General features: G+C 28.9%; 25 protein-coding genes. 11 read left to right on the top strand and 14 right to left on the bottom strand.

Annotated elements, in window-relative coordinates:
- Positions 1-80 precede the first annotated feature (80 nt).
- The 4 genes from ACJJVK_RS13925 to ACJJVK_RS13910 all read left to right on the top strand — a co-directional run bounded on the left by ACJJVK_RS13925 (position 81) and on the right by ACJJVK_RS13910 (position 3,656).
- On the top strand, positions 81-1,415 hold the full coding sequence (locus ACJJVK_RS13925; protein ID WP_405566916.1) for a DUF58 domain-containing protein: 1,335 nt from the start codon (positions 81-83) through the stop codon (positions 1,413-1,415).
- Positions 1,416-1,440: 25 nt separating this feature from the next.
- A complete protein-coding gene (locus tag ACJJVK_RS13920; protein ID WP_215995397.1) occupies positions 1,441-1,824 on the top strand; it encodes a DUF805 domain-containing protein in 384 nt (127 codons plus the stop codon).
- Between the two features lie 10 nt (positions 1,825-1,834).
- Positions 1,835-2,251 carry a DUF805 domain-containing protein gene (locus tag ACJJVK_RS13915; RefSeq protein WP_405566912.1) on the top strand — a complete coding sequence of 139 codons (417 nt, stop codon included), beginning with the start codon at positions 1,835-1,837 and terminating at the stop codon, positions 2,249-2,251.
- A 187-nt stretch (positions 2,252-2,438) separates the two neighbouring features.
- Positions 2,439-3,656, top strand: a complete 1,218-nt coding sequence (locus ACJJVK_RS13910) for a multidrug effflux MFS transporter (protein ID WP_405566910.1) — start codon at positions 2,439-2,441, stop codon at positions 3,654-3,656.
- Here the strand turns inward: ACJJVK_RS13910 and ACJJVK_RS13905 are convergent.
- Positions 3,649-4,191, bottom strand: a complete 543-nt coding sequence (locus tag ACJJVK_RS13905) for a DUF4251 domain-containing protein (RefSeq protein ID WP_405566907.1) — start codon at positions 4,189-4,191, stop codon at positions 3,649-3,651. The two genes, ACJJVK_RS13910 and ACJJVK_RS13905, sit on opposite strands and share 8 nt — an antisense overlap.
- A 113-nt stretch (positions 4,192-4,304) precedes the next feature.
- On the opposite strand from ACJJVK_RS13905, the gene ACJJVK_RS13900 reads away from it, so the two are divergent.
- Complete coding sequence (locus ACJJVK_RS13900; RefSeq protein WP_405566906.1) at positions 4,305-5,009, top strand: pseudouridine synthase; 705 nt, start codon at positions 4,305-4,307, stop codon at positions 5,007-5,009.
- A gap of 39 nt (positions 5,010-5,048) precedes the next feature.
- Here ACJJVK_RS13900 and ACJJVK_RS13895 read toward each other — a convergent pair whose 3' ends face one another.
- From ACJJVK_RS13895 to ACJJVK_RS13875, 5 genes are all read right to left on the bottom strand, one after another.
- On the bottom strand, positions 5,049-5,231 hold the full coding sequence (locus ACJJVK_RS13895) for a CPXCG motif-containing cysteine-rich protein (RefSeq protein WP_405568381.1): 183 nt from the start codon (positions 5,229-5,231) through the stop codon (positions 5,049-5,051).
- Positions 5,228-6,235: an NADP-dependent oxidoreductase gene (locus tag ACJJVK_RS13890; protein ID WP_405566904.1), complete on the bottom strand. Its 1,008-nt coding sequence runs from the start codon at positions 6,233-6,235 to the stop codon at positions 5,228-5,230. Before ACJJVK_RS13890 ends, ACJJVK_RS13895 begins: the two co-directional genes overlap by 4 nt.
- An 11-nt stretch (positions 6,236-6,246) precedes the next feature.
- Entirely contained in the window at positions 6,247-8,238 is a 1,992-nt protein-coding gene (locus tag ACJJVK_RS13885) for a thiamine pyrophosphate-dependent enzyme (RefSeq protein ID WP_405566901.1), read from the bottom strand.
- 104 nt (positions 8,239-8,342) lie between these two features.
- Positions 8,343-8,822: an Lrp/AsnC family transcriptional regulator gene (locus ACJJVK_RS13880; protein ID WP_068359914.1), complete on the bottom strand. Its 480-nt coding sequence runs from the start codon at positions 8,820-8,822 to the stop codon at positions 8,343-8,345.
- 75 nt (positions 8,823-8,897) lie between these two features.
- Complete coding sequence (locus ACJJVK_RS13875) at positions 8,898-9,956, bottom strand: M14 family zinc carboxypeptidase (RefSeq protein WP_405566897.1); 1,059 nt, start codon at positions 9,954-9,956, stop codon at positions 8,898-8,900.
- 343 nt (positions 9,957-10,299) lie between these two features.
- Here ACJJVK_RS13875 and ACJJVK_RS13870 point away from each other — a divergent pair, with 343 nt between their 5' ends.
- From ACJJVK_RS13870 to ACJJVK_RS13860, 3 genes are read left to right on the top strand one after another with little or no spacing between them, the layout of a single operon-like run.
- Positions 10,300-10,653 (top strand): helix-turn-helix domain-containing protein, encoded by a 354-nt coding sequence (locus tag ACJJVK_RS13870; RefSeq protein WP_215995405.1) that lies wholly within the window; start codon positions 10,300-10,302, stop codon positions 10,651-10,653.
- A 14-nt stretch (positions 10,654-10,667) separates the two neighbouring features.
- The gene (locus ACJJVK_RS13865) at positions 10,668-11,447 is read left to right on the top strand and encodes a HipA family kinase (protein ID WP_405566894.1); all 780 of its coding nucleotides are present in this window, start codon (positions 10,668-10,670) and stop codon (positions 11,445-11,447) included.
- Positions 11,437-11,820 (top strand): DUF3037 domain-containing protein, encoded by a 384-nt coding sequence (locus tag ACJJVK_RS13860; RefSeq protein ID WP_405566892.1) that lies wholly within the window; start codon positions 11,437-11,439, stop codon positions 11,818-11,820. Before ACJJVK_RS13865 ends, ACJJVK_RS13860 begins: the two co-directional genes overlap by 11 nt.
- Before the next feature lie 7 nt (positions 11,821-11,827).
- On the opposite strand, the gene ACJJVK_RS13855 is transcribed toward ACJJVK_RS13860, so the two are convergent.
- Positions 11,828-13,684 (bottom strand): B12-binding domain-containing radical SAM protein, encoded by a 1,857-nt coding sequence (locus ACJJVK_RS13855; RefSeq protein WP_405566889.1) that lies wholly within the window; start codon positions 13,682-13,684, stop codon positions 11,828-11,830.
- A 314-nt stretch (positions 13,685-13,998) separates the two neighbouring features.
- Here ACJJVK_RS13855 and ACJJVK_RS13850 point away from each other — a divergent pair, with 314 nt between their 5' ends.
- From ACJJVK_RS13850 to ACJJVK_RS13840, 3 genes are all read left to right on the top strand, one after another.
- A complete protein-coding gene (locus ACJJVK_RS13850) occupies positions 13,999-15,630 on the top strand; it encodes a S41 family peptidase (RefSeq protein ID WP_405566887.1) in 1,632 nt (543 codons plus the stop codon).
- 295 nt (positions 15,631-15,925) lie between these two features.
- Complete coding sequence (locus tag ACJJVK_RS13845) at positions 15,926-17,596, top strand: glycoside hydrolase family 2 TIM barrel-domain containing protein (protein WP_405566884.1); 1,671 nt, start codon at positions 15,926-15,928, stop codon at positions 17,594-17,596.
- Between the two features lie 242 nt (positions 17,597-17,838).
- A complete protein-coding gene (locus ACJJVK_RS13840) occupies positions 17,839-18,360 on the top strand; it encodes a thioredoxin family protein (protein ID WP_405566882.1) in 522 nt (173 codons plus the stop codon).
- Positions 18,361-18,380: 20 nt separating this feature from the next.
- On the opposite strand, the gene ACJJVK_RS13835 is transcribed toward ACJJVK_RS13840, so the two are convergent.
- From ACJJVK_RS13835 to ACJJVK_RS13805, 7 genes are all read right to left on the bottom strand, one after another.
- On the bottom strand, positions 18,381-19,160 hold the full coding sequence (locus ACJJVK_RS13835; RefSeq protein ID WP_405566880.1) for a zinc-dependent peptidase: 780 nt from the start codon (positions 19,158-19,160) through the stop codon (positions 18,381-18,383).
- Between the two features lie 69 nt (positions 19,161-19,229).
- Positions 19,230-20,525 carry a leucine-rich repeat-containing protein kinase family protein gene (locus tag ACJJVK_RS13830; RefSeq protein WP_405566877.1) on the bottom strand — a complete coding sequence of 432 codons (1,296 nt, stop codon included), beginning with the start codon at positions 20,523-20,525 and terminating at the stop codon, positions 19,230-19,232.
- Positions 20,526-20,580: 55 nt separating this feature from the next.
- Positions 20,581-23,019, bottom strand: coding sequence for a M1 family aminopeptidase (locus tag ACJJVK_RS13825; protein WP_405566875.1), 2,439 nt, complete (start codon positions 23,017-23,019; stop codon positions 20,581-20,583).
- Positions 23,020-23,227: 208 nt separating this feature from the next.
- Positions 23,228-23,767, bottom strand: a complete 540-nt coding sequence (locus ACJJVK_RS13820; RefSeq protein WP_405566872.1) for a DUF4252 domain-containing protein — start codon at positions 23,765-23,767, stop codon at positions 23,228-23,230.
- 59 nt (positions 23,768-23,826) lie between these two features.
- Positions 23,827-24,345: a DUF4252 domain-containing protein gene (locus tag ACJJVK_RS13815; RefSeq protein ID WP_405566869.1), complete on the bottom strand. Its 519-nt coding sequence runs from the start codon at positions 24,343-24,345 to the stop codon at positions 23,827-23,829.
- Between the two features lie 42 nt (positions 24,346-24,387).
- Positions 24,388-24,822 (bottom strand): hypothetical protein, encoded by a 435-nt coding sequence (locus ACJJVK_RS13810; RefSeq protein ID WP_405566866.1) that lies wholly within the window; start codon positions 24,820-24,822, stop codon positions 24,388-24,390.
- Complete coding sequence (locus tag ACJJVK_RS13805) at positions 24,809-25,318, bottom strand: RNA polymerase sigma factor (protein WP_068359945.1); 510 nt, start codon at positions 25,316-25,318, stop codon at positions 24,809-24,811. The genes ACJJVK_RS13810 and ACJJVK_RS13805 overlap by 14 nt, the downstream gene beginning before the upstream one ends.
- Between the last annotated feature and the right edge of the window lie 126 nt (positions 25,319-25,444).

The following is a 25,444-nucleotide window of genomic DNA, read 5'->3' as shown; positions in this document are numbered from 1 at the left end:
GCAATCTTATCATTAACCACAAACTTACTTCATCCATTACAAAGACTAAAAAAAGTAAAACATAAACCATTACATCATTTGTGAAAAACCTATTCAACACACTCTTTTTAAACAATCGATTCTACTATGCTTTAGGTAGTATTGCTACCTTATTTGTGGTTGGTTTCTTTGCACCTATCTTTTTCGAAATCGCTAAAGTGTTGTTTTTCATCTTAATTGTCTTAACTTTTATTGATATTCTTATTTTATATCAAACTAAAAATGGGATTGAAGTCCATCGAAATTTACCAGAAAGATTATCTAATGGTGATGAAAATAAGGTTTCTTTAATTATTAAAAACAATTATCCTTTTGTGGCACATTTGTCGCTTATAGAAGAATTGCCTTATCAATTTCAGAAAAGAGATTTTATTTTTGAGCAAATCATCCAAAAGAAAACAGACCAAACCATTCATTATAAATTAACACCAAAAGAAAGAGGGGTTTATCTTTTTGGACATATCAATGTATTTACAAATTCAGGTTTACAATTGGCTACTAAAAAATATGTTTTAGCAAATGAAAAAGAACTTAAATGTTACCCATCTTTCTTAAGACTAAAAGAGTTTGATATTAAAAACTTTAACAGCTCTACCACTTCTTATGGATCTAAAAAAGTTAGAAGAATAGGGCATTCTTTAGAGTTTGAACAAATTAAGGAATATGTTTCTGGTGATGATATTAGAACCTTAAACTGGAAAGCCACTGCAAAAAGAAACCAATTAATGGTGAATCAATTTGTAGAGGAAAGATCGCAATCTGTCTATGCCATTATTGATAAAGGTAGAGCTATGCAAATGACTTTTGATGGATTAAGTCTGTTAGATTATGCTGTGAATGCAACTTTAGCCATCAGCAATGTCATCCTTAGAAAACAAGATAAAGCAGGTATGTTATCTTTTGCGACAAAGCTAGAAGATTGGGTAGTTGCAGAAAGAAGAAACTCGCAAATGAGTTTAATTTCTGAAGCCTTACACAATATTAAAACCAATTTCGAAGAACCTGATTTTAGTACTTTATATTCCGTAGTAAAAAGAAAAATAACACACAGAAGTTTATTAATTCTTTTCACCAACTTCGAAACCATTGATGGGTTAAACAGACAACTCCCCTATTTAAGAGCTTTGGCTAAAAATCATTTGGTATTAGTGGTGTTCTTTAAAAACACAGAATTAGATGCTTTGATTGATTCAGAATCAGATGATATTCAAGGTGTTTATGACAGTATTATAGCAGAGAAGTTTATGTACGAAAAGAAACGTATTGTAAACGAATTAAAAAAGTACGGAATACAGTCTGTATTGACGAAACCACAAGATTTAACAGGTGCAAGTATCAACAAATATTTAGAATTAAAATCGAGAGGTTTGTTCTAAATTATTAAATTTTTAAAAAAAAACTATGAATTGGTATTTAAAAGTATTGCAACAATACTCAGATTTTAAAGGCAGAGCAAGACGAAAAGAATATTGGATGTTTGTTTTAATTAATGCAATCATTTCTATTTTAATGAAGGTTTTAGATAATGTTTTTGGAACAACTTATGGTTTTTTAAATGAAGATGGCTATTTAGAGACTATTTATAGTTTAGCCACATTAGTCCCTACCTTGGCTGTAAGTGCCAGAAGAATGCATGATGTTGGTAAAAGCGGTTGGTATATGTTAATACCAATTTACAATTTAATTCTTTTTTGCACAGATGGTGAATATGATGTTAATAAATGGGGAGCAAATCCAAAGCACGATCAGCAAGAATTAATGATAAATGAAATAGGAAAAGAATAAAAAACAAACTATGAATTGGTATTTAAAAGTATTACAACAATATGCAGATTTTAAAGGCAGAGCAAGACGAAAAGAATATTGGATGTTCTTTCTTTTTCAAATACTAATCATTGTATTACTTTCACTAATAATAATATTTTCTTCTGGCGGATTTGATAGTAATGAAGAACCTAGTGATATAGGATTAATTATACTAGGACTTTACTTTTTGGTTACATTAATACCAACAATTGCTGTATCAGTAAGGCGTTTACACGATACAAACAGAAGTGGCTGGTGGTATTTACTAGTTATTATACCATATATAGGGCGTTTTGTATTGCTTATTTTTAATTGTATGGATAGTTACAATGGATCAAATAAATGGGGAGAAAACCCAAAAGGTGTTGGTAATGATACTTTAATCAATCAAATTGGTACAGAATAGTAAAACACACGAATTAAAAATTAAAATTACAACCAGCTTACACAAAATTTTAAAGACAGAGTAAGTCTTAAAGTTTTTTAATGTTAAGATTATTCAATTTTATTATCACTTCTAGCAAATCCTTTTTTACATTTCTTTAAGACTTATAAATATTGGATGCAAGTTATATAGACTACTTTTGCAGGCTATGGCAATTAAGCAAAAATCTGAGTTAGAGTTTATTATTATAATGGCATCACTAATGTCTTTAGTTGCCTTGTCTATAGATGCATTATTGCCAGCAATTGAAAGTATTAGTACTTCTTTAAATGTTGTAGATCAGCATAATAATCAATTGTTAATTACAATGATTTTTTTAGGCTTAGGAGTTGGCCAACTAATTTCTGGGCCATTGTCAGATAGTTTTGGTAGAAAACCCGTTATTTATGTAGGTTTTATCATATTTGCTTTAGCCAGTTTAATTTGCATTTTTTCTACAAGTTTAGAAATGATGATTTTTGGAAGAATTTTACAAGGTATGGGGCTTTCTGCACCAAGAACTATAAGTATTGCTATGGTTAGAGATCGTTTTAGTGGTAATTATATGGCTAAAGTAATGTCTTTTGTTGTAGCCTTATTTATTCTTGTACCTGTAATTGCACCTGCCATTGGTAAAATATTATTAGACGCTTATGGCTGGAAAGCAATTTTCTACAGTCAGTTAGTATTGGGTACTTTTTTTATGATTTGGTTCTGGAAAAGACAACCAGAAACCTTAAAACCAGAAAATAAAAAGAAGTTTAAATTCACTCTATTTATAGAAGGCAGCAAAGCGTTTCTAAAAGATAAAAACGCTGTAATTTTTACTATTTTCTCTGGATTTATAACAGGTTCTTTTATGGTATATTTAAGTGCTAGCCAACAAATATTTGAAAATCAATACAACTTAAAAGAAGAGTTTCCTTTTATTTTTGCAGGTTTAGCTTTTGGTATTGGATTTTCTACTTTTTTAAATGGAACTTTGGTTGTAAAATTCGGAATGCTGAAATTGGTAAAAATGTTTGCTATCATTTTTACTATCATTCCTTTAATTTATACGGTTTTATTTTATGGAGAGCCTAACCCAAGTGTTTCTATTTTAATTGTCTTTTTCTGGTTTCAATTTTTTGCTTTGGGATTTTTGTTTGGTAACACTAGAGCATTAGCCATGAATAATATTGGGCATATTGCAGGAATTGGAGCTGCTTTAAATGGATTTGTTTCTACAATTATGGCTGTACCTATTGCTACATTTATTGGTAGTTATATCAGTACTTCTGCTTTACCTCTATTTTTAGGTTTTCTTGTATGTGGTACAATTTCTTTAGCATTAATTCAGTATTTAGAGTTTTCGAAGAGAAAAAGCATTAAAGTAAATACTATTTAGAATTTATAGATTCTTGCCAAGTACCATTATAATTAATATTACTTCTATGACTGCTGTTAATTGATAAAGTAGCTTTGTTATTTACAAACAAGATTAAATTAATATTTAGGCTTTCATCTTTTGTTTTTACAATGTACTTTATAGAATACCTTTTTTTCTTTTTATTATAGGTAGTTGTTCCTTTTTCAGGATTGCCTTCAAATTTTAAGCCAACATCAGAGCCATAAGTACTACCAATTTGTCTTACTCCATAATAAGGTAATTCAAAAAAAATAGAATCGTTTTTCACTCTAAAATAATTAGCATTCCCAATTAAATTTATGTTAGACATATTACTACCTACAGGCAATAACTTTTCTAAACCTCTAACATTAGCCATTGGCATTGGGTTTGCAGAACCAGCAGTAAACTCAAAATGATTGTTAGCAACCATTTTTTGTAAAGCCTCAAGTTCTGGCACTGTAACTGTACTTTTACAAGCTGTAAAAAACAGTACAGGAATAACTAAAAATAAATATTGAAATTTAAAATTCATAAAATATTGATATATAGTGTTTTAAATTTACTAAAAAAGAATTGAAAATCAATTAAAATAATCTTAAAAATTTAACTCTAAAATATAGTATTTTTATCCCCTTAAATCGAAAAATGAGTTTAGAAATTATTTTTGAAGACGATTATTTACTTTGCGTAAGTAAACCTAATAATGTTTTAGTACATCATGCCTATCATTCTAGAAATGTTGCAGATGAAGATTCTTTGTTACAAATTATAAAAAATGAAATAGGTTTAAAAGTATATCCTATTCATAGATTAGATCGTAAAACATCAGGAATTATTCTGTTAGCAAAAGAGAAAGAATATGTTTCTAAATTTCAAGAATTGTTTACGAATAGCGAGATTCAAAAAACTTATTTTGGAATAGTACGTGGTTTTTCTCCTGATGTAAAAACCATAGATTCGCCTGTAAAAGGTAGAGATGCTAATGTGCACAAAGATGCCTTAACTGAATTGAAAACTTTAGCAAATATCACTTTAGATATCCCTGTAAAACCTTATGATTCTTCACGTTACAGTTTGGTTCAATTATCACCTAAAACAGGAAGAATGCATCAATTAAGAGTGCATATGAATAAAATTAGTCATCCTTTAATTGGTGATGCAAAATATGGTGATAAAAATCACGATGTAATGTATGCTGAAAACTTTGGCTGGCAAAACTTGTTTTTACATGCAGGTAAATTAGAGCTTATACATCCTTTTACATCAGAAAAACTAAGTCTAAAAGCTAACTTTCCAGAAGATTGGTTGGCTTTGTTTGATAAGTTTAATTGGAGAAATCCGTTATTATAAAGAAACCTACAAGGAATTCAAAACCTTGCAGGTTGTTTTTTACTGTTCAATAGATTGTGCATAAAAACCAATCAATTCTCCATTATCAAAACTTGGTGTTATTTCTATAGGATTGCAACAAACCTCACAATCTTCTATGTAGGTTTGTTGTTGAACACTGCTATCTAATAACATTGAAATTTCTTCCCAACAATGAGGACATTGAAAAAAATGTTCCACTATTCTTCTATTACTTTTAAAATTAATTTTCCTTTTTTATCCCCAGAAAATAATCTGTTATAAGTTTCTTGAAAATTTTCAATACCAACATAAATATCTTCTTTAGATTTTAATTTACCTTCTTGCATCCAAGTTCCCATTTGTTGGGCAGCTTCACCAAATTTAGCAGCATAATCCATAACTACCATTCCTTGCATAGTAGACCTTGTAACTAAAAGAGATAGGTAATTGCTTGGTCCATTTATTTTAGATTTGTTATTGTATTGAGAAATTGCCCCACAAATTACAACTCTAGCATGCATTCTTAATTTACTTAAAGCTGCATCTAATATAATACCACCAACATTATCAAAATAAACATCAATTCCTTTTGGGCATTTTTTCTTTAATGCAGAATATATATTTTCTGATTTATAATCTATAGCATCATCAAAACCCAATTCATTTACAATGTAATCGCATTTTTCTTTTCCACCAGCAATACCAATAACAGTACAACCTTTAATTTTAGCTATTTGACCAACAATACTACCAACAGCACCTGCAGCTCCAGAAACTAAAACTATATCTCCTTCTTTAATTTTACCAACTTCAGTGATTCCGAAATAAGCTGTCATTCCAGGCATACCTAATGTACCAATATAAACAGGCATTGGCGCTAAATTTGTATCAACTTTATACCAATTATCACTATTAGAAATTACATATTGCTGTACACCACCCCAACCAGAAACTACATCACCTATATTAAATTTTGGGTTTCCATTATTTTTGATAATTGTACCAATAGAACCAGCTCTCATAACATCATCTAGAGCAATAGGTGGAATGTAAGATTTAGAATCGTTCATCCAACCACGCATTGCAGGATCTAATGAAATATAATGCTGTTGAATCAAAATTTCACCTTCTTGTAATTCAGGAATTTCATTGCTTTCTAATTGCCAAGTATCTGTATCTGGCACACCTACAGGACGTTTCTTAAATATAATTTGTTTATTTTTCATGTGTATTTAAATTAATATTGATGTAAAGATTGTATTCTTTCTCTCAATTTATTTTTTGATAAATATTGTTGTTCTAAATCAGTTTGAAAAGGAATTGGTGTATCTAAACTTGCTACACGTTGAATAGGTGCATCTAAGAACTCAAAACAATTCTCATTAATTAATGCTGATATTTCACTTGCAATTCCACCAAAAAGAGAATCTTCTTGTATAATTATTGCTTTTCCCGTTTTTTTAACGGATGTATAAATAGTTTCAACATCTAAAGGTTGTAAAGTTCTTAAATCTATAACATCTGCAGAAATTTCTGATAAACTTTCCAAGGCTTCTAAAACCCAATGAATAGCAGCTCCATAACTAATAACTGTTAGATGATTTCCTGTTTTAATAAGATTTGCTTTCCCTATTTCTGTAGTAAAAAAACCATCAGAAACATCTTGATAAACAGACCTGTACAATGATTTGTGCTCAAAAAACAAAACAGGATTTGGATCTTGAATTGCACTAATTAGTAATCCTTTTGCATCTTGAGGAAAAGCAGGATAAACGACCTTTAATCCAGGAGTTTTTGTAAACCAAGCCTCATTAGTTTGACTATGAAAAGGTCCAGCTCCTACTCCTGCTCCACAAGGCATTCTAACAACTATATCTGCTTTTTGAGACCACCTATAATGAGATTTTGCCAATAAATTTACAATCGGATTAAATCCTGAAGAAACAAAATCAGCAAACTGCATTTCAACAATTGATTTTACTCCATTTATAGATAAACCATAAGCAGTACTTACAATAGCAGACTCGCAAATTGGCGTATTTCTAACGCGTTTTTTACCAAATTTACCTACAAAACCATCAGTAATTTTAAAAACACCACCATATTCAGCAATATCTTGTCCCATAATTACCAAATCATTATGTTTTTCCATGGCTAATTTTAATCCATCAGAAATCGCATCAACAAAACGAATATTTTTTTTGCTTGATGAAGGTTTTAAATGTTGATAATTAAAATGTTTAAAAACATCTTTAAGCTCTGTTTTTAAATCTGGAATAATTTTTTCTTCATTAAAAGCAATTTGCAAATGTTCATTAATTTCTGCAGTAATTTCTTTTTTATATTGATCAATTAAAGAGCTGGTTAAAACCCCTTTATTCAATAAATAGCTTTCAAAATTATCAATTGGGTCTCTGGCTCTCCAAAACTCTAACAAATCTTCAGGAACATATTTTGTTCCACTTGCTTCTTCATGACCTCGAATTCTAAAAGTTTTAAATTCAATTAAAATAGGTCTCGGATTTTTACGAATACTTTTCGCAAGTTCATCCACTTTAGTATAAACTTCTAGTATATTATTACCATCTATAATATGGCTTTCCATTCCATAACCAATGCCTTTATCTGCAATATTATTACAATTAAATTGCTCTGAATTAGGTGTAGATAAACCATAGCCATTATTCTCTACACAAAATAAAACAGGTAAACTCCAAACTGAAGCTACATTTAAAGCTTCATGAAAATCTCCTTCACTTGCACCACCTTCACCTGTAAAAACAGCACAGATTTTATTGTTATCTTTTAATTTGTTGGCCAATGCAATTCCGTCTGCAACTCCCAATTGCGGACCTAAATGAGAAATCATTCCAACAATATTGTATTCTTGCGTACCAAAATGAAAACTTCTATCTCTACCTTTTGTAAATCCCTTTGCTTTTCCTTGCCATTGAGAAAATAATCGATATAAAGGGATGCCTCTAGTTGTAAAAACGCCTAAATTTCTGTGCATTGGTAAAATATATTCGTCTTTTTCTAAAGTTAAAGTTACACCAACAGAAATTGCTTCTTGACCTATACCAGAAAACCATTTCGTTATTTTACCTTGACGTAAAAGAATAAGCATCTTTTCTTCTATTAAACGAGGTTTTAGTAAACTTTTGTATAAATGCAATAATGTAGCATTATTTAAGCTTGAATTTAAAGAATAATTAATATTTAAAGACATTAAATCTGTTTTTGGCAACTCTAACAAATATAAATAACTTTATTCCATAAAAAAATCCTTATCATTTTTAGTGATAAGGATTATTATATTGATGTGCAATTTCGTTATAATTCAGCAAAAATTGCGTGCATCATACGTTTTTTATCATTGATACTTTCTTCTAAAGCAATCATTGTTTCTGTTCTGTTTACACCAGGAACATCATCAATTTGATAAATAATGTCTTTTGCATCATTAGTACCTTTAGCTCTTACTTTACAAAAGATATTGTATTTGCCAGCAGTTACATAAGCAACAGTTACGTTTGGTATTTTTCTTAAGTTCTCAATAACACTCTGAGTCATAGACGTTTTTTCTAAATAAACACCAACATGAGCAATAAAAGAATAGCCCATTTTCTCATAGTTTAATGTTAAGGTAGAACCTTGAATAATACCTTCATCTTCCATTTTTTTAACACGTACGTGAATTGTACCTGCAGATACTAATAATTGCTTTGCAATGTCTGTAAAAGGCGTTCTTGCATTCTCTATTAAAATATCTAAAATTTGATGATCAATTTCGTCTAAGATAAATTTTTTCATTTTTATATATAATTCAATTTATAAAGCAAATTTATGAATTTAATTTAACTAAACAAGTACTATTTTGATAAATACTTAAACTATATTAACTCCGAAAACGATTTCGCTATGTCCGAATTTACCATTTAGATCCTTTTCCTCTACAGCATTTAGTTCAGATACTAACTTAGTATCTACAATTTTATCTGTGTATTGATAGGCTTTATTCTGCTCATTATCAGGATATTTATGAATTACATCATAGAATATTTTAGCATTATTTGGAATTTCAAAATAAGGTAAATAACTAGAAAAATCTTTTGAAATTGCGATGTGATAAATTCCTTGTAAAATTGAATAAAAAGTATATTCTCTAGAAATTTCTCTAGGATAATCTTCTGGGTAATGACCAGATTCAATTAAAATTGTATTGTAACCTAGCTTTTGAAAGTTATCACCAGTTGCTGTTGGGTAAAACTCATCTGTATATCTACCCACAAAATTAGGAATCATCTGTTGTAACATAAAATTCATTGCTACTATAACATTCATAGTTTCCTTTCTGCCTTCTGTAATTGCTCTTGTTACTTCTTCTGATGGAGCTAAAAAAGATATTGTTGCTGGGTTTTTAGTGCCTTCTACACCAAAAATGGTTCTTTGGTCGTGTAAATTGAAACAAAATTGCGGATTAAATTGCTCTAAAGTGTTTCTTAACAACAAGCTTTCTTTTGCAACTCGATCAACAGCATCTCTGTTTAAATCTATTTCATTGGCATTTACTCTGGTGTATGCTTGTGCACCATCAGGATTTAACATCGGAATAAATAACAACGTACATTCCTTTAATATGGTTTCTAAAATTTCATCAGAAGTATTAGAGAAATAATTAAACAAATCAAAAAGTGCTTTTGTACCTGTACTTTCGTTTCCATGCATTTGCGACCAAAGTAAAATCTTCTTTTTACCAGTACCAATTTGTAAGGTATAAATTGACCTTTCTTGCTCAGAAGTTCCTAGTTCATGAATTTTAAAAACAGCAAGATGTTTTTTTAATAATTTTTCAATGTCTTTAAAAGTAATCCATTTGCCAAAAAGAGCGGTTTCTTTTTGTTCATTAAATATAGCCTTTAAAATTTCGGGTGATAAAATATTCACAGAGTTCTATTTAGAAAGGCAAATTTAATCTATTGTAAATTAGTATACAATTCTATATTTACAAATGTAAATTACTTTAATGTTACAATTGTAAATCAGAAAACACAGGGTATTTGTTACCTTTGTAAACTAGATATTAAAATAAGAATTTCAAGCTATCACAAAATATAAAAACATTCAATACTTAATTTTAAAACATTAATAAAATACTATTTATTAACTATATATAAACCTTAATTAAAGTATAAGTTTAAGTAAAATACTGTAAGTTAAAAGAATAAGCATTAAATAATTGGATGCTATTTTATATTGATTTACATTTGTAATAAACAAACTATTTACAATGCTAAACAGTTTAGAATTTACAACTCGTATTAAAAAAATAATGGATTACCATCAATTAACAGCGTCTTTATTTGCTGATAAAATTGGTGTTCAACGTTCTAGTATTTCTCATATTTTATCAGGCAGAAACAAACCGAGTTTAGATTTTATCCTAAAAATTACTTCTCAATTTAGTGATGTAGAAATAGATTGGTTGTTAAAAGGCGAAGGTTCTTTTCCTAAAAAAGCAACAAATAAAGAGGTTACTTCTACTCCAACTTTATTTTCAAATCCATCTAAAAATGATGAAAAGAAGATTCAAAGAATTGTTGTTTTTTATTCTGATGGAACATTTGATGAATATCATAAATAACATATCTTAGTTTTATGAAAACAATTGATATTAGAACTGTAAGTGTGATGCAGTATTTACAACCTTTAAGAGAAGGTGGTTCTTTGCCTGCTATTGTAAAAGCAGATGACGGATTTTTATATGTTTTAAAATTTAGAGGTGCAGGACAAGGAAAAAAGGCATTAATTTCAGAATTTATTGGTGGCGAATTGGCAAGAGCAATTGGTTTAAATGTTCCTGAATTAGTTTTTATGAATTTAGATGATTCTTTTAGTAAAACTGAACCTGATGAAGAAATTCAAGATTTATTAAAATTTAGTGTTGGCCTTAATTTAGGTTTACATTTTTTATCTAGCGCTATTACTTATGATCCTTTGGTTTCTATTGCAGATGAATTTACGGCCTCTAAAGTTGTGATTTTAGATAGTTTAATTAGTAATATTGACAGAACTGCAAAAAACACCAATCTTTTAAATTGGAACAAAGAACTTTGGATTATTGATAATGGAGCGAGTTTCTATTTTCATCATAATTGGGAAACTTGGGAAAATCATTTAACTAGAACTTTTCCTTTAATTAAAGATCACGTTTTATTACCTAAAGCCACAAAATTACAAGAAGCTTCTACAGAAATTCAGCAATTAATTAATAATGATGTAATAACAGAAATTGTTTATAATATCCCTGAAGATTGGTTGATTAACGAAGGCGAAACTTTAACTACAAACGAAATGAGAGCTGCTTACATTCAGTTTCTATGTGCAAAACTTACAATGATTGAGAAATTGGTAAAAGAAGCTGAAGATGCAAGATAAAGTTACTTTTGAATATGCCATTATTAGAATTGTACCTAAAGTTGAGCGTGAAGAATTCTTTAATATCGGCGTTATTCTTTTCTCTAAAAGAAAGAAATTTTTAGACATTAAATATCATATTAATCCTGATAAATTAAAGGCTTTGGCACCAGATTTAGAAATTGATTTTTTAAATAACTATCTAAAATCCTGGAAATTAATTTGCGATGGAAAATCTACAGGAGGAAAAATAGCTGAGTTTGAAATTTCTGATCGTTTTAGATGGCTTGCAGCTTGCAGAAGTACTATTATTCAGAGCTCTAAAACACATCCAGGAATGTGTAATGATCCTGAAAAAGAGATGAATGCAATTTTTGAGGAGTTTATTTTGTAAGATAATATCAATTTAAAAAACCCGTTATTAAACCATTTTTTACAGTTTTACTTGGTACTTTAAAATCAAAATAATCATCTAAAGGAATCTCAAAACCTTTGTAATTCAAGTAATTATTTAAAGCAACATTTAAACCTTGACTATATAAATGATGTTCTGCTCCTTTTGGATCTTCGTGAAATAAATCGTTTTCTGCAAAACCTTCAAATTTTGGACCAGTAATTATAATTTCAAATTCATCTGGATTTTTACCAACAGGACTATGACTTGTGCAAGCAAATTGATGCCAAAAAGCAGACTGAATACAATTATTCTGAAATAGCTGACGCACAACCTCTAAAGAATCTATGGTTTCTTGTGCTGTTTCAGTGGGGAAACCAAACATTAAATACGCATGCACCATAATATTTTGATCAGAAAAAGCTTTGGTAACTCTAGCAACTTGAGCAATATCAACACCTTTTTTCATCTTTGCCAACAATCTGTCTGAAGCCACTTCTAAACCACCAGTAACAGCAATACAACCCGATTTTGATAATAAAGCGCATAATTCTGCGGTAAATGTTTTTTCAAAACGGATGTTTGTCCACCAAGTAATATAAATTTTACGATCAATTAAAGCATTTGCTAATGCTTTTAGCATTTTTGGAGGAGCAGCTTCATCCACAAAATGAAAACCAGTTACACCAGTTTCAGCAATAATTTTCTCAATTTTATTTACCAAATCATCTGCTGTCGTGTTTTGGTAATTGCCAATATAATCTAAAGTAACATCGCAAAAAGAACATTGTTTCCAATAACAACCGTGAGAAATGGTGAGTTTATTCCATTTTCCATCAGACCACATTCTGTGCATAGGATTCATTACATCTAAAAAAGACAAATATTTTGCTGTTGGTAAACCTACATAACTTGGCGCAGGTAAATTTTTATGATGAAAAATAGTATTTGGCTGCTTATCAACATAAACAACCTCGTTATTTTTACAGATAAAAGTTCTTTCTAGTTTCTCCTCACCTATTTTTAGGTCTAAAAATTCAGTAATTTTTAACAAAGGACCTTCTCCATCATCTAAAGTGATAAAATCGATATAATTAAAAATTCTTGGATCTGATAATCGTCTTAATTCTGTGTTGCAATAACCACCACCAAATGCAATTTTTATATTTGGATAGTTTTCCTTTAGAAATTGCGCACATCTTAAAGCCGAAAATAAATTACCTGGAAAAGGAATGGTAAAACAAACTAAATCGTAATTATCTTGTTTAATTTGCTCTTCTAATAAATACAACATTTCATCTTCTATCAGCGTAGTTTCATATTGTAAATACTCCTCAATTTGATTAAAACTAGAAGCTGCTCTACCCAATTGCTCTGCATATCTTGTAAATGAGAAAAATTCATCGATATTAGTATTTATAAAATCGCCTAATTCTTCTACAAACAAAGTAGCAATGTGTTTGGCTTTGTCTAAAATGCCTAATTTTCCAAATTCTGTTGATAAATCTTTGTCTAATTTTATGCGTCTATGTCCATGAGGTAAAAAATCTTTATGTACTATTTGATACGCAGCTGTAACTTCTTGAACTCGCAAATACTGCATTACAGTGTCTACTTTATTGATATAATCTTCTCTTTGATTATACACCAAAGGCAATTCTTTATTACCTAATAAATCAGCTTGTTTAAATATTGCGTCTATAAATTCTTTGGTAAAAACCGCAGTAAACAACTTAATACTTAAATCCATTTGAGTTGCTTTTACACTTTTAGAATCTAAAAAACCTTTAATATAAGCGGTTGCAGGATATGCAGTATTTAACTGCGTAAATGGTGGAGTTATTAAAAGTGTATTTAAAGACATATAAAATTGTGAAGTGCAAAGATACTATCTGATTTGTAAATGATAATTAAAATTGTATTTGGTTTTTAAACGAACCTTTTTTTTTGTGAATAAATTCACCTAAAATAAGATGTTTTTCCTGTTGATTTTTTAAATAAAAACTTCGAACTTAGTTAGCTCTGATGTGACGAATTAAAACTTGGAATATCAATAAGAGTTTGCAAAATATCGCAAAGCCAACCTTAATCTTTTAAAATTTTCCCAATTATAGAATATTTAACGCTTTCTACAATTAAATATATGTTGATTTATATTCTATAAAATCTAAAACTTATATGAGAAATAAAATACTTCTATTATTATTTTTATCTGTTTATGGGAATTCAATAAGTGCTCAAATTGAGCTTACAGAAACTGAAAAACTAGCTTCATTTGGAAAAATTTATGGATTTCTAAAATATTATCATCCAGAAGTTGCAAAAGGAAATTTTGATTGGGACAAAGAACTTATAGAGCATCTTCCTGAAGTTTTAAAAGCGACAGATAGAAACTCACTTTCTCAAGTTTATATTACTTGGATTGAAAGTTTAGGTAAGATTAAAAATTGTAAAAAATGTAATACTAAAGAAATCTATTTTGACAAAAATTTTGATTTGTCTTGGACACAAAACACAACGCTTTTCAGCAATGAACTTTCATTAAAACTAAAATTTATTGAGAAGAACAGAAATCAAAGAGAAAATTTTTATGCAACCACAGAACCAATTGGAAATATAAAAATAATTAACGAACCCGCTTACAAAGATTTTGAATTCCCAAAAGTTGAATACCGATTATTAGGACTTTTTAAATACTGGAACATAATAGAATATTTTTATCCATATAAATATCTAACTAGCCAAGATTGGGATTTGGTATTAAGTGAAATGATTGATAAAATTTTAATTGTTAAAAATAAGGTTGAATATCAGGCAGTACTTAGGGAACTTGTCGCAAAGTTAGACGATTCGCACGCTAGGATAAGTTTTAATGATACATCAAAATATAAATTACTTCCAGTAATTATATCTAATGTAGAAAACCAAGCAGTAGTCTCTAAAATCTTGAATGACTCTCTTGCAAAAATTAATGATTTAAAAAGAGGTGATATCATTGTAAAAATTAATAACAAGAGTATTAAAACAGAATTGAAAAATACATTGAAATATGTTTCAGGCTCTAATCTTAACTTTAAAATAAATCGGACTTACAGTACAATTTTCAAGGATACATTGGACTCTATGCACTTAACTATAATAAGAGATGGTGAAATTCGAAATATTTATACAAGACTTTATAAATTTAATGATTTTGGATATTTTAAAAATATACGCAGTTTAAAATCAAAATCAATTACTGAATCTATTGGTTATATAAATATGGCTTCCAAATTTAAACCTAAAGAATTTGAAGAAATATTTGAAACGTTCAATAAAAAAAAATCAATCATTATTGACCTTAGAGGATATCCAGAACTTAGGTATAAAATGTTTACTCGATATTTTAATACCGAAAACAAAGTTTTTGCTTTGAAATACAATCCTGATATTTCTTATCCAGGAAGATTTTTTTTTGATAAAAGTGCAAAAACAGGTAGTAGTCGAAAAGTTTTTAAAGGAAAATTTATTCTTCTTGTAAATGACAATTCTTTGAGCTTATCAGAATTTACGGCTATGGCTTTTCAGACAGCAGACAACATTGTTACAATTGGAAATCAAACTGCTGGTGCAGATGGAGTTAATATGCCTATTACATATTTAGGTGGTTATACAACAAGATTTTCAGGTTATGGCATAATGTATCCAGATGGAACTGAATCGCAAAGAAAAGGTGTTAAAATTGATATTGAAATAAAACCAACAATAGACGGATTAAGGCAAGGTCTTGATGAAATTTTAGAGAAAGCAATTGAGATTGCAAATGAATAAAAAACTATTGCTTTATTAATAAATCATTTCACAAAACAAACTTCCAACATCTCATGCAATTCAAAATGTTCTCCTGTTAATAATTAAGTTATTTCAAAAAAAAAATACTCATCAACAACAGTTAAAAGTTCAATTTACGAAGCACCTTTTTTTATTTGTGAATAATCAGAAATAAAAATTGCCTCTTTTTACTATTGATTTTTGAACAAAAAAACCGAACTTCGTTTACTTTTAATATAACGAATCAAAACGCGGCATTTCTCAATAGTGTTTAGTGCAATCAAAATAAACAAAAATGAAACCAAATTTAGCTTTAGTATCCATTCTTTGCCTTTTTCTATTGATTATAGGATGTTCTCAACCAGAAAAAACTGAAATAGTAGCAACTAAAACCAATATTGAACTAAAAGATAATTGGTATTATCTTAATGGAGAAAAGTTTTTTATTAAAGCCATTGGTTATGAAATAGGTGCACGACCAGGACAACATCCTTATGAAGATGAAAAGAAAGATCATTTAGAGTTAATGAAATTTGATCTTGAAAACATTAAAAAAGGCGGTTATAATACCATAAGAACTTGGAGTCAGTTTTCTGAAGCGCAATTAAAGCTGGTACAAGAATCTGGTTTAAAGTTAATTATGGGTTTAGAAGTGAATCCTGAAGAAGATTATAGTGATCCTAAATTTATAAATCATTGTAAAACTCAACTTGAAAACATCTTAAAATATGCACCAAAATATGATTGCATTATAACGTATTTGGTTATTAATGAACCACAAACAGATCACATTCATAAAGTTTCTGCCAAAGCTTTTAAAGATTTAATGCAAATGATGGTAGATATGATTCACAAGGATCACCCAAATGTACCTGTAACCCTTTCTGCAAATGCGATGATTAGTGATTGGATGGATCAATCTATGTTTGATGTATATGCTTACAACTGTTATGGCTACAATGAAGGCCAAACAGCAACTATAGGTTTTAGCGATTATATTGAAGGTTTAAATACTTTGAATGGTTTAGACAAACCTTTTATCATTACTGAATTCGGACATTCAGTATCTCCAAAAGGTGGTTTTGGTAGTTTTGGTTCACGAACTTTAAAAGAACAAAGTGAAGGATTTGTGGCTAATTACAGAGAATTGATGGATGCTGGAGCTTTAGGAATGTGCCCATTTTATTATGCTGATGGTTGGTGGAAAGGTGGTGAAAAAAGCAAACACAATAAAGAGCAACCAGAAGAATGGTTTGGTTTCTGGGGATATAAAGATGTAAACGACAAATATGGTGCTCCAAGACCTGTTTGGTTTGCAATGAAAGAGTATATGCAAGGATTGATTATAAGTCCGAAAAACAAAACAATTCATACAAATACAACTATACCTATAGCTCTTTACAATAATAAGGATGTAAAAAAAGTAGTGGTAAAATTGAGTGATGAAATTATTTATTCTAAAAACATAGCAAAAGAGGGTTATTTTGAGGATGAGTTAACTATAAACCCAGAAGGCATAGAAGCTTTAGAACTTGCATTTGAGTTTTACAATTCTGAAAATAAAGTGATTAAAAATGAATCTATTGTTATTTTAGCTTCTAAGACAGCTATTGAATTACCTACATTAGAGATTGAAGTTACACCAGGAAAAGATTTAAACGAAAGTAAAAACGCGACTATAAAAACCAAAATTGTAACTAACGAAAATTTTAAATTGATTAGCGATTTAATTGTTAGTTATAATACCCATTTAGGTTGGGATGTTGGTCAACAAGTTTCGGTTCCAATCAAAAATCGATTAGATGATAAAGTAATTACTTCAGAAAATTCCTTTTTTATTCCAGACAATAGCTGGGTTGTAAATGCATCTGCAGGAGTATCTGTTAGATATGGAAAGTTTACTTTTAAAATTCACGACCAAAAAATAATTTTCAGAGGAAATTGGGCTAAAGAAATTAGTAGATAGTATAAAAATATTAATATTTATTGATAAATATTTCTTTGTTGTTTTATTATGTGGATTTTGAGTTACCTCAAAAAACAACTTTCCAAAATCTCACACAATTCTAGGTGTTTCTTTTTAGCAATTTAAGTCTTTCAAAAAAATATTCGCAAGCAATTGCTAAAAACTTAATTTTCAGTTTTAATACTAATTTTATACAAAAAAGCATTATAAATTTTTATATTTGAGATAAAACAAAAAAAATTATGAAAAATAAAATTATATTACTATTTATATCGGCTTTTTTAACTCTTAATTGCCAAGTTTCAGCGCAAGAAAGTACAGATATGCTAATAAAAAACGCACAAGAAATAGCAAAAAAGGACGGAAAATCCATTTTTATTAAATTTGAAGCTTCTTGGTGTGGATGGTGTCATAAAATGACCAAAGACATGAAATCTGAGAAAACAAAACAGTTTTTTGAAGATAACTACATTACTGTGCCTATTGTCGTAAAGGAAGCTAAAGGAAAAGAAAATTTGGAAAACCCAGGTTCTTTAGATTTATTAAAAAAATATGAAGGAGATAAAGCAGGTTTACCTTTTTGGGTAATTTTAGATGCAGATTTAAAAGTAATTACAAATTCTTTTGATACGAATGGTCAAAATTTAGGCGGTCCTGCAAGTCCAGCAGAAGTAAAAGAGTTTATAAAAAAAATAAAGAAAACTGCCAAAAAAGTTACAATTCAAGATATAGAAAATATTACCAATCAATTTGTTGCGCAATAATTAAAGTAAAACAACTCACCTTAAGACTTGATAAAACAAGCATCCAGCATTTCATACAATGCTGGATGTTTTCTTTTTAGCAATTTTGGTCTTTCAAAAAAGTATTCTCCTGCAACTGCTAAAAATTCAATTTCAGAAGTGCCTCCATAATTTCTGATATCAGATTTATCATTATTAATTTCTTCCATTTTTTTATGGACTAATTGTAAATACGGAATTGTATATTGCTTATCTAACAACGCATTAGGAATTCCGTCAACAACACCATCAGACTTGTCTAAAAGATGAATAAATTCGTGAATTGCAGTATTACCTTTATCTGTTTTATTGCTAAAACCCAAATGCAAGGCCTTTCTTGATAAAATCATATGGTTTTCGAATCTTCCTGTACCTACCAAACCTGCAATATTTCTACCTTTATTTTTACTATTAAACTGTAAATCTTCATTAAAATAATCTGGATAAATTAATACTGTAGATAGATTATTATAATTCCAATTTGGGAATCTAAAAACAGGAATTATAGCACTTGCAGCAATTAATAAAGTGTCAAATTCTTCTAATTCGAAATGGATAGCCTCAATAGTAGTTGTTTCTAGAAAACGAACCATTTTAGCTCTAAAAAGTTGTTGCTCAGTTTGAGTAAGTTTTTTATAAAATAAAATATTTTCTAATAAAATTGGATGCCAATGTTCAGGGACTTCAAGGTTTTCTAATGGAATTATTTTTACTTTTTTCTTAGGTTTTAAACTTATAAATAAAACAACAAGAAGAATAGCAATAATTATTATATAGCTCATTATATCTTAAATTAAACCTTTAACATTTAAACTGTATTAATACTGAAAACAAAGCACTTACAAAATAGATTAGTTTATTAATTTTTCTAAAATATCAGAAAAAATTGGGCGTTTATCAACTTCAGGTTGTAAACAAAGTTCTGTTAAGTTTTTTAATTTAGGATATAAATTTTGATCAATTTCTGATTTATCAACTAAATTTAATAAATCTTCTAACAAGCAACCAAAAGCCCTTACTTCTACCCTTTCAATTTTTTTTGAAATTTGAGAATTTCTATTATAAAAAGTTGCAGCTCCAAAATCACCAAAGAGAATTTCTGATTTCTGGTTGATTAAAATATTATGCGCATACAAATCTCCATGATTAATTCCTATATTGTGTAAATGCAAAGACACAGAAGCCATACTTTTAGCTATTTTAATAACTTCTTTTAGTGAGAAATTTTTATCAATAAAAACATCTCTAGTACAAGTTTCTAAATTGGGCGGATTTCCTAAATTGATAAAATCCGAAGAAATTAAATCCATTAATAAACCATTTTTATCTTCTGGATGTTCTTTAATTTTTCCTAAAATCGGAATTAAATTTTTATGATTTCCTGCAGCAATAGACGCTTTCATTTCGTCTTCTGGCAAACCATCACTGGTAACACTTCCTTTAAAAACTTTAACTGCAACTTCTTTGTTTTCAGAAATCCAATTGGCTTTAGAAATCATTCCAGAAGCTCCTTGACCTAATAATTCTTTGATTTTAAAATCATGCCAAGCATAAGATTTTATTGTAGATTCAACTTCTATAGAATTGGTCATCGGATTTCCACCAAAAGCCACCCAAGATAATTTTGGTAATTGAAACAACCAATCAGGAATTGAAGTTAATTTATTCGACGATATTCTCAGCAATTCTAGGTTTTTACAATTTGCCATTTCTTTAGGCAGTTCTTCAATTAAATTACCAGCCACAGGAAATTTCTGTAAAAACTGACAATCACCCATACTTTTAGGTAGTTTTTTAATTCTATTGTTGGTTAAAATCAACCATCTTAATAAAGGCGGAAAAGCGTTTTCTGGAACTGTATGAATTTGATTGGATTTAAAACCAATCATGCTTAATAAAGGCAATTGAGCTAAAACACTAGGAAACTCAGTAAACTTATTATTCTCAAAGAAAACAATTTTTAGTTTTTTTAGAATAATAATATCTTTTGGTAACTCAGATAAATTATTATCAGATAAATCTAAAATTTCTAAAGAATCAGCTAAATCATAAATTTCTTTTGGAAACTCAGTTAAACCTTCTGCTAATTTTAACTTTTTTAAACCTTTTAATTTATCAGCTTTTAAATCCTTTAAAGTATGTATCATATTCGACAAATTTAAATCAAATAAAACAACCTTAAAAGTGCATTTCAATTAAAAACTATAACAATTTAGCCATTGCTGTTTTAATAACTTCTATGTTTCTTAACCTGTTTGGTTTGTCTGCTTTTTTCTGATCTTCAACCATAGTTCGCATATAGTTAATCATTACTTTATCAAAATTGAAACCTTTAAATTGATTTCCTTTTACAACCATATCTTCTACAAGATTTTGAATAGCAACAGTATTGTTACTTTCAGAAATCTGTTTAAATGCTTTTTGATAAATTACTTTTACAGTATCATCATTGGCCAAAAACATTCCAGAAACTACAGATTTAGCAATAAATGGTAATTCAGATTCGTCTTTTTCTTCAATAAAAATTTGCGTTAATGGTGTTGCTAAAATCTTACGAACTTCATCTGGCAATGCTTTCGATTTTTTTATAGCCAAATCTTTATCTACATAATACATAGAAACCAAAGCTTTACCCAAAACTGAGTACGATTTACTTTCTAAACCTTTTTCGAAAATTGATTTTAATTCAGGATCTGTTAGTTTACCCAAAGTATTTATAGCTTCTGCTTGTACTAAAGTTTTAGCATCGTTATTTGCGATTTGCATAATTTTTCTGATGGCATCTTTTTTAGAAAATTTATTGATTAAATCAATATTCTGCAATGCTAAAATTCTGATTTTATAAGATTCATCATCTAAAGCACCAACAACAGCATTAAATGCATCTTTTTCTACTTGCTTTTTAACTACTTCTAACAAAGCAGCTCTTCTGTGCGCAAAATTATCTGCATTTTTTAATTGAAAAATATAATCGCTCAATACTTTATTTTCGTTGATGTTACTCACTAAAATATTATCTGCATTTACTTGAATTAAATCTGGTTGTTTTGTATAAGGAAATGAAAAAGAAGCATCTTTTGCTTCTACAAAAACATGGTGTCTTGTTCTTTTAGTTCCTTCAAAAACATCAATAGCAAAAGGAAATTTAAAGGTTTCTGCTTGTAATTGTATAATGTTTACAGTAACCGTTTTTCTTAAGGTGTTGTAATCGTAAGAAACCTCAATATTTGGATGATTTGCGCCAAAATACCATTGATTAAAAAACCAGTTTAAGTCTCTACCTGTTAATTCTTCGAATATTAACCTTAGTTGATGTACTTCTGCAGTTTTGTATTTATAAGTAGTTAAATATTTGTTTAAACCTTTAAAAAAAGCATCATCACCTAAATAATTACGCAACATGTGTAAAATAGCTCCACCTTTGTTATAGCTAACTAAATCGAACATATCTTCTTTGTCATCGTACTGAAAACGGACTAAACTTTTGCTTTCATTTTGCCCAATTTTATAAGCTTCTACTTGCTCATAGTAATGCATTTCTGCAGCAACTTTTCCATATTTATATTCTCTCCATAAATACTCTCCATAATTAGCGAAAGATTCATTTAAAGTTAAATTAGACCAGCTTTCTGAAGTTACTAGATCTCCAAACCAATGATGAAAAATTTCGTGCGCAATTGTGTTTTCTTGCACATTATTATCAATTAATTGTCCTGGTTGTTGGTAAGCTTGTTCTCCGTGAACAACAGCAGTTGTGTTTTCCATTGCACCAGAAACATAGTCTCTCACTACAATTTGGCTATATTTGTTAAAAGGATATTCAACCCCTAATTTATCAGCAAAAAAACCAATCATTTCTGGAGTTAAACCAAAAATATCTTTGGCATAAGCTGCATATTCTTTTTCTACATAATAGTTTACAGGAATATTTTTATAAAAATCTTTAATGATTTCAAATTCACCAATTCCCATAAAAAACAAATATGGAGCGTGTTTTTGATCGAATTTCCAATAATCTGTTCTGTTGTTCCCTGATTTTGTTTGACTGACTAATTCTCCATTAGAAAGTGTTTGATATTGATTAGGAACTGTAATATAAATTTCTTGTGATGTTTTCTGATTAGGACTATCAATTGTAGGAAACCAAGCTGAATTTGCTTCAGTTTCACCTTGTGTCCAGATTTGAGTAGGTTTATTTTTATCTACACCATCAGCATTTATAAAATACAATCCTTTTGCATCTGTAATTGCTTGACTTCCTTGATCTTTTACTTTTTCTGGTCTTGCAGTATATTTTATATAAAGTGTAAATTCTTCGTTTTTCTGATACGTTTTTGGTAAATCAATAATTAAATCGTAATCATCATAATTGTAATCTAACTTACTATTATTAAGTTTAATACTATGAATTATCATAGATTTTGCATCCAAAGAAATTTTATCTGAAGCATAAAAATGTGGTTTTGCTGTAATCCATGCTTCACCATTCATAGTTTTATCAGAAAAATTAAAATCGACTTTTAATTTTGTATGTACTAAATCATGGATTTTTTCTCTTTCTGCTCTATAAACTGCACTTTGTGCAAAATTGGTGTAACTAATTAATAAAAAACAAAAAGCAACTATTCTCTGAAACTTCATAAATATCATATTCTTCAAGTATCAAAAATACTAAATATGATTATAGTAGCTGTTAATGAGCAGTTAAAAAAGTTTTGATAATTTGTAAAGTTGTATTAATGAATTGATGTTGAGTGTTTGGTCTTGAAAAGTTGCTAAAAACAAAAATTGGAAGTACAAAGTTGCTAAAACTTTATATTTCCAATTTTTAAAGTGAACTGATTTGTTCTTATTTTCCTTTAAAAATAGCACTAAAACTTTCTAGATTTCCACTATCCATTTTTACGCTATTCATCATTTCAATTACTTTTGCAGGGTTCATGTTTTCGCCCAGCAATCTTGCAACTCCTACTCCATTTTTATCTCCATAACCAAAGGCTACTACTTCATCAATTGCATCTGTATCTCCAGAGTAATAAACTTTTACATTCATCCCTTGGGCTTTCATAACCATTAGACTTTTGTATTCGTCATTATCTTTAAAGATATTTTTAAGTTTGGCTTTTTCAGTTTCGTAAGTAACTGTGTTATCTTCAGTTTTTGGTAAAAAAGCAATGTTTATTTTCTTAATACTTTTTATGGTTTCTTTTACATCATCAGAAACATCAGCTTTAGCAGATAAAACAGAGCTTACAGGTAAATCTCCTGTATAAAAACCTTCTTTACCACTTGTATCTACTAAATAACTTTGTAAAGATTTTTCATTTTTACAAGAACTAGCAAAAAGCACTAAAAATACTAAAGCACAAATTTGGGTTAATTTTTTCATTTTTAATATTTTATTTAAAAGTCAGGTTTAAGAAATTAAACCCGACTTTTTAAAGTTAATTACTTATTTTCTTTAACAAGCTTGTCTGTATATTCAGACATTTTGTTAATGTCTATGTTACCTGTTAAAGATAACACCATAGCTTCTGATACACCTTTGGTATGTTTATCTATGCCTTTTACAAACATTAAAACTTCGCTAACATAATCTTTATTGCTTGTGGCTTTTACATAAATTTTAACTCTAGAACCATCTTCTTTAATTCTCATTAACTGAGTTAATTTCTTAGTTTTAATTGATGTATTTACCATACTTTCCATTTTAGAAGCTATATCTAAATCTTTAGTAGAAAACATTTTAAATTCTTTTAAATCACCAACCATTTCAAAGGCTTGTATTACTTCATTGTCATCTGATTTGACATCTTTAGGCTGGAACTTTTTTAATAATTGAAAAGCATCTTTGGTAACTACTACCATATCTACACCATCCATATCTTCTAAACTATCAAAAAGTGATTGTGCACTTGCAACCATTGGTGCTACAATAAATGCCATTAATAATATTATTTTTTTCATAATTTCTGTGTTTACTTGGTTTTACTAATTTTTACTTGGTTTTTATTTTAAAGCTTTATTGGCTTTGTCTTCTTGTTTGTACAATTGTGCTACTGCTTGTTCTCCTTTCTTTAAGTTGTTAGATAGCAATTGTAAGCCTTCATTTACTTGTGCGTAAATTTTTTCTGCTTTTTTTCTATCTTGGTATTCATCATATTGTTGTTTACCAATAAATACGCTAAATAAAAGCATTACTGATGCTGCTACAGATAACCATTTAAAGTTTATCTTCTTAGATTTTTTAGGTTCTAACTTTATGGTTTTTGTGTAGGTTTCATCTTTTACAGTAGTAAAATAGTTAAACATATAACTGTACTCTTGTAAGTGTGGTGCAACATCCTCTTTTGTAAAATAGTCTTTTAGGATTGCCTCTTCTTGTAGAGTGGTTTCTGCGTTTTCGTATTTTTCTACTAATTTTTCTATGTTAGCTAACTCCATAGTTGTGTTTTTTAATTAATTCTTGTCTTATTGTTTTTCTTGCTCTAGATAATGCAACTCTTACTGCAGTCGGTTTCATATCCACCATTTTACAGATTTCTTCAAAATCATACTGTTCAACATCTCTTAATTGAATAATTATTTTTTGTTGTTCAGGTAAATTTTCTATCAATTTGTGTACTTGGTTTACACTGTCTTGATATTCCATTTTCTTATCTAAAGACGTTTCTTTCTCCTTATAATTACTGTGTACTAATGTTAAATTACTTGCTTGTTTAGATTTTAATCGATCATAACAATAATTTTTTGTCATTGTCATTGCAAATGCTTCTACATTTTTATAATCAGCAATTTTCTTTCTGTTTCGCCATAATTTAAAGTAAAGCTCTTGTGTAGCGTCTTCAGCTTCTTCTGTAGAAACTAAAAGTCTTTTAGCTAGTCTAAAAACTTTGTCTTTAAAGGGTAAAACAACTTTTAAAAAGTCTGATTGGTTCATTGGTTTTGGTTAATTTTCTGATATTTTTTCATCTCTTATATCAGGTTTACATAATTACGACGAACAACAATTTATTTTGTTACATCTTATTTCAAAATAATACTAAAAAAGTTTAAATTGCGTTAA

The sequence above is a fragment of the Polaribacter sp. Asnod6-C07 genome, assembly GCF_045063625.1.
GTDB classification, from domain to species: domain Bacteria; phylum Bacteroidota; class Bacteroidia; order Flavobacteriales; family Flavobacteriaceae; genus Polaribacter; species Polaribacter vadi_A.
Note: the sequence above shows the minus strand (reverse complement) of the source record. Positions and strands in the feature narration are given on the sequence as shown.

Coding starts and splice junctions, on each gene's coding strand:
- ACJJVK_RS13885 (WP_405566901.1), bottom strand. CDS start 8,238: ATGTCTTTAAATATTAATTATTCTTTAAATTCAAGCTTAAATAATGCT.
- ACJJVK_RS13835 (WP_405566880.1), bottom strand. CDS start 19,160: ATGAGCTATATAATAATTATTGCTATTCTTCTTGTTGTTTTATTTATA.
- ACJJVK_RS13810 (WP_405566866.1), bottom strand. CDS start 24,822: ATGGAGTTAGCTAACATAGAAAAATTAGTAGAAAAATACGAAAACGCA.
- ACJJVK_RS13850 (WP_405566887.1), top strand. CDS start 13,999: ATGAGAAATAAAATACTTCTATTATTATTTTTATCTGTTTATGGGAAT.
- ACJJVK_RS13905 (WP_405566907.1), bottom strand. CDS start 4,191: ATGAATTTTAAATTTCAATATTTATTTTTAGTTATTCCTGTACTGTTT.
- ACJJVK_RS13840 (WP_405566882.1), top strand. CDS start 17,839: ATGAAAAATAAAATTATATTACTATTTATATCGGCTTTTTTAACTCTT.
- ACJJVK_RS13890 (WP_405566904.1), bottom strand. CDS start 6,235: ATGAAAAATAAACAAATTATATTTAAGAAACGTCCTGTAGGTGTGCCA.
- ACJJVK_RS13910 (WP_405566910.1), top strand. CDS start 2,439: ATGGCAATTAAGCAAAAATCTGAGTTAGAGTTTATTATTATAATGGCA.
- ACJJVK_RS13900 (WP_405566906.1), top strand. CDS start 4,305: ATGAGTTTAGAAATTATTTTTGAAGACGATTATTTACTTTGCGTAAGT.
- ACJJVK_RS13860 (WP_405566892.1), top strand. CDS start 11,437: ATGCAAGATAAAGTTACTTTTGAATATGCCATTATTAGAATTGTACCT.
- ACJJVK_RS13855 (WP_405566889.1), bottom strand. CDS start 13,684: ATGTCTTTAAATACACTTTTAATAACTCCACCATTTACGCAGTTAAAT.
- ACJJVK_RS13880 (WP_068359914.1), bottom strand. CDS start 8,822: ATGAAAAAATTTATCTTAGACGAAATTGATCATCAAATTTTAGATATT.
- ACJJVK_RS13815 (WP_405566869.1), bottom strand. CDS start 24,345: ATGAAAAAAATAATATTATTAATGGCATTTATTGTAGCACCAATGGTT.
- ACJJVK_RS13915 (WP_405566912.1), top strand. CDS start 1,835: ATGAATTGGTATTTAAAAGTATTACAACAATATGCAGATTTTAAAGGC.
- ACJJVK_RS13870 (WP_215995405.1), top strand. CDS start 10,300: ATGCTAAACAGTTTAGAATTTACAACTCGTATTAAAAAAATAATGGAT.
- ACJJVK_RS13820 (WP_405566872.1), bottom strand. CDS start 23,767: ATGAAAAAATTAACCCAAATTTGTGCTTTAGTATTTTTAGTGCTTTTT.
- ACJJVK_RS13825 (WP_405566875.1), bottom strand. CDS start 23,019: ATGAAGTTTCAGAGAATAGTTGCTTTTTGTTTTTTATTAATTAGTTAC.
- ACJJVK_RS13865 (WP_405566894.1), top strand. CDS start 10,668: ATGAAAACAATTGATATTAGAACTGTAAGTGTGATGCAGTATTTACAA.
- ACJJVK_RS13845 (WP_405566884.1), top strand. CDS start 15,926: ATGAAACCAAATTTAGCTTTAGTATCCATTCTTTGCCTTTTTCTATTG.
- ACJJVK_RS13920 (WP_215995397.1), top strand. CDS start 1,441: ATGAATTGGTATTTAAAAGTATTGCAACAATACTCAGATTTTAAAGGC.
- ACJJVK_RS13805 (WP_068359945.1), bottom strand. CDS start 25,318: ATGAACCAATCAGACTTTTTAAAAGTTGTTTTACCCTTTAAAGACAAA.
- ACJJVK_RS13830 (WP_405566877.1), bottom strand. CDS start 20,525: ATGATACATACTTTAAAGGATTTAAAAGCTGATAAATTAAAAGGTTTA.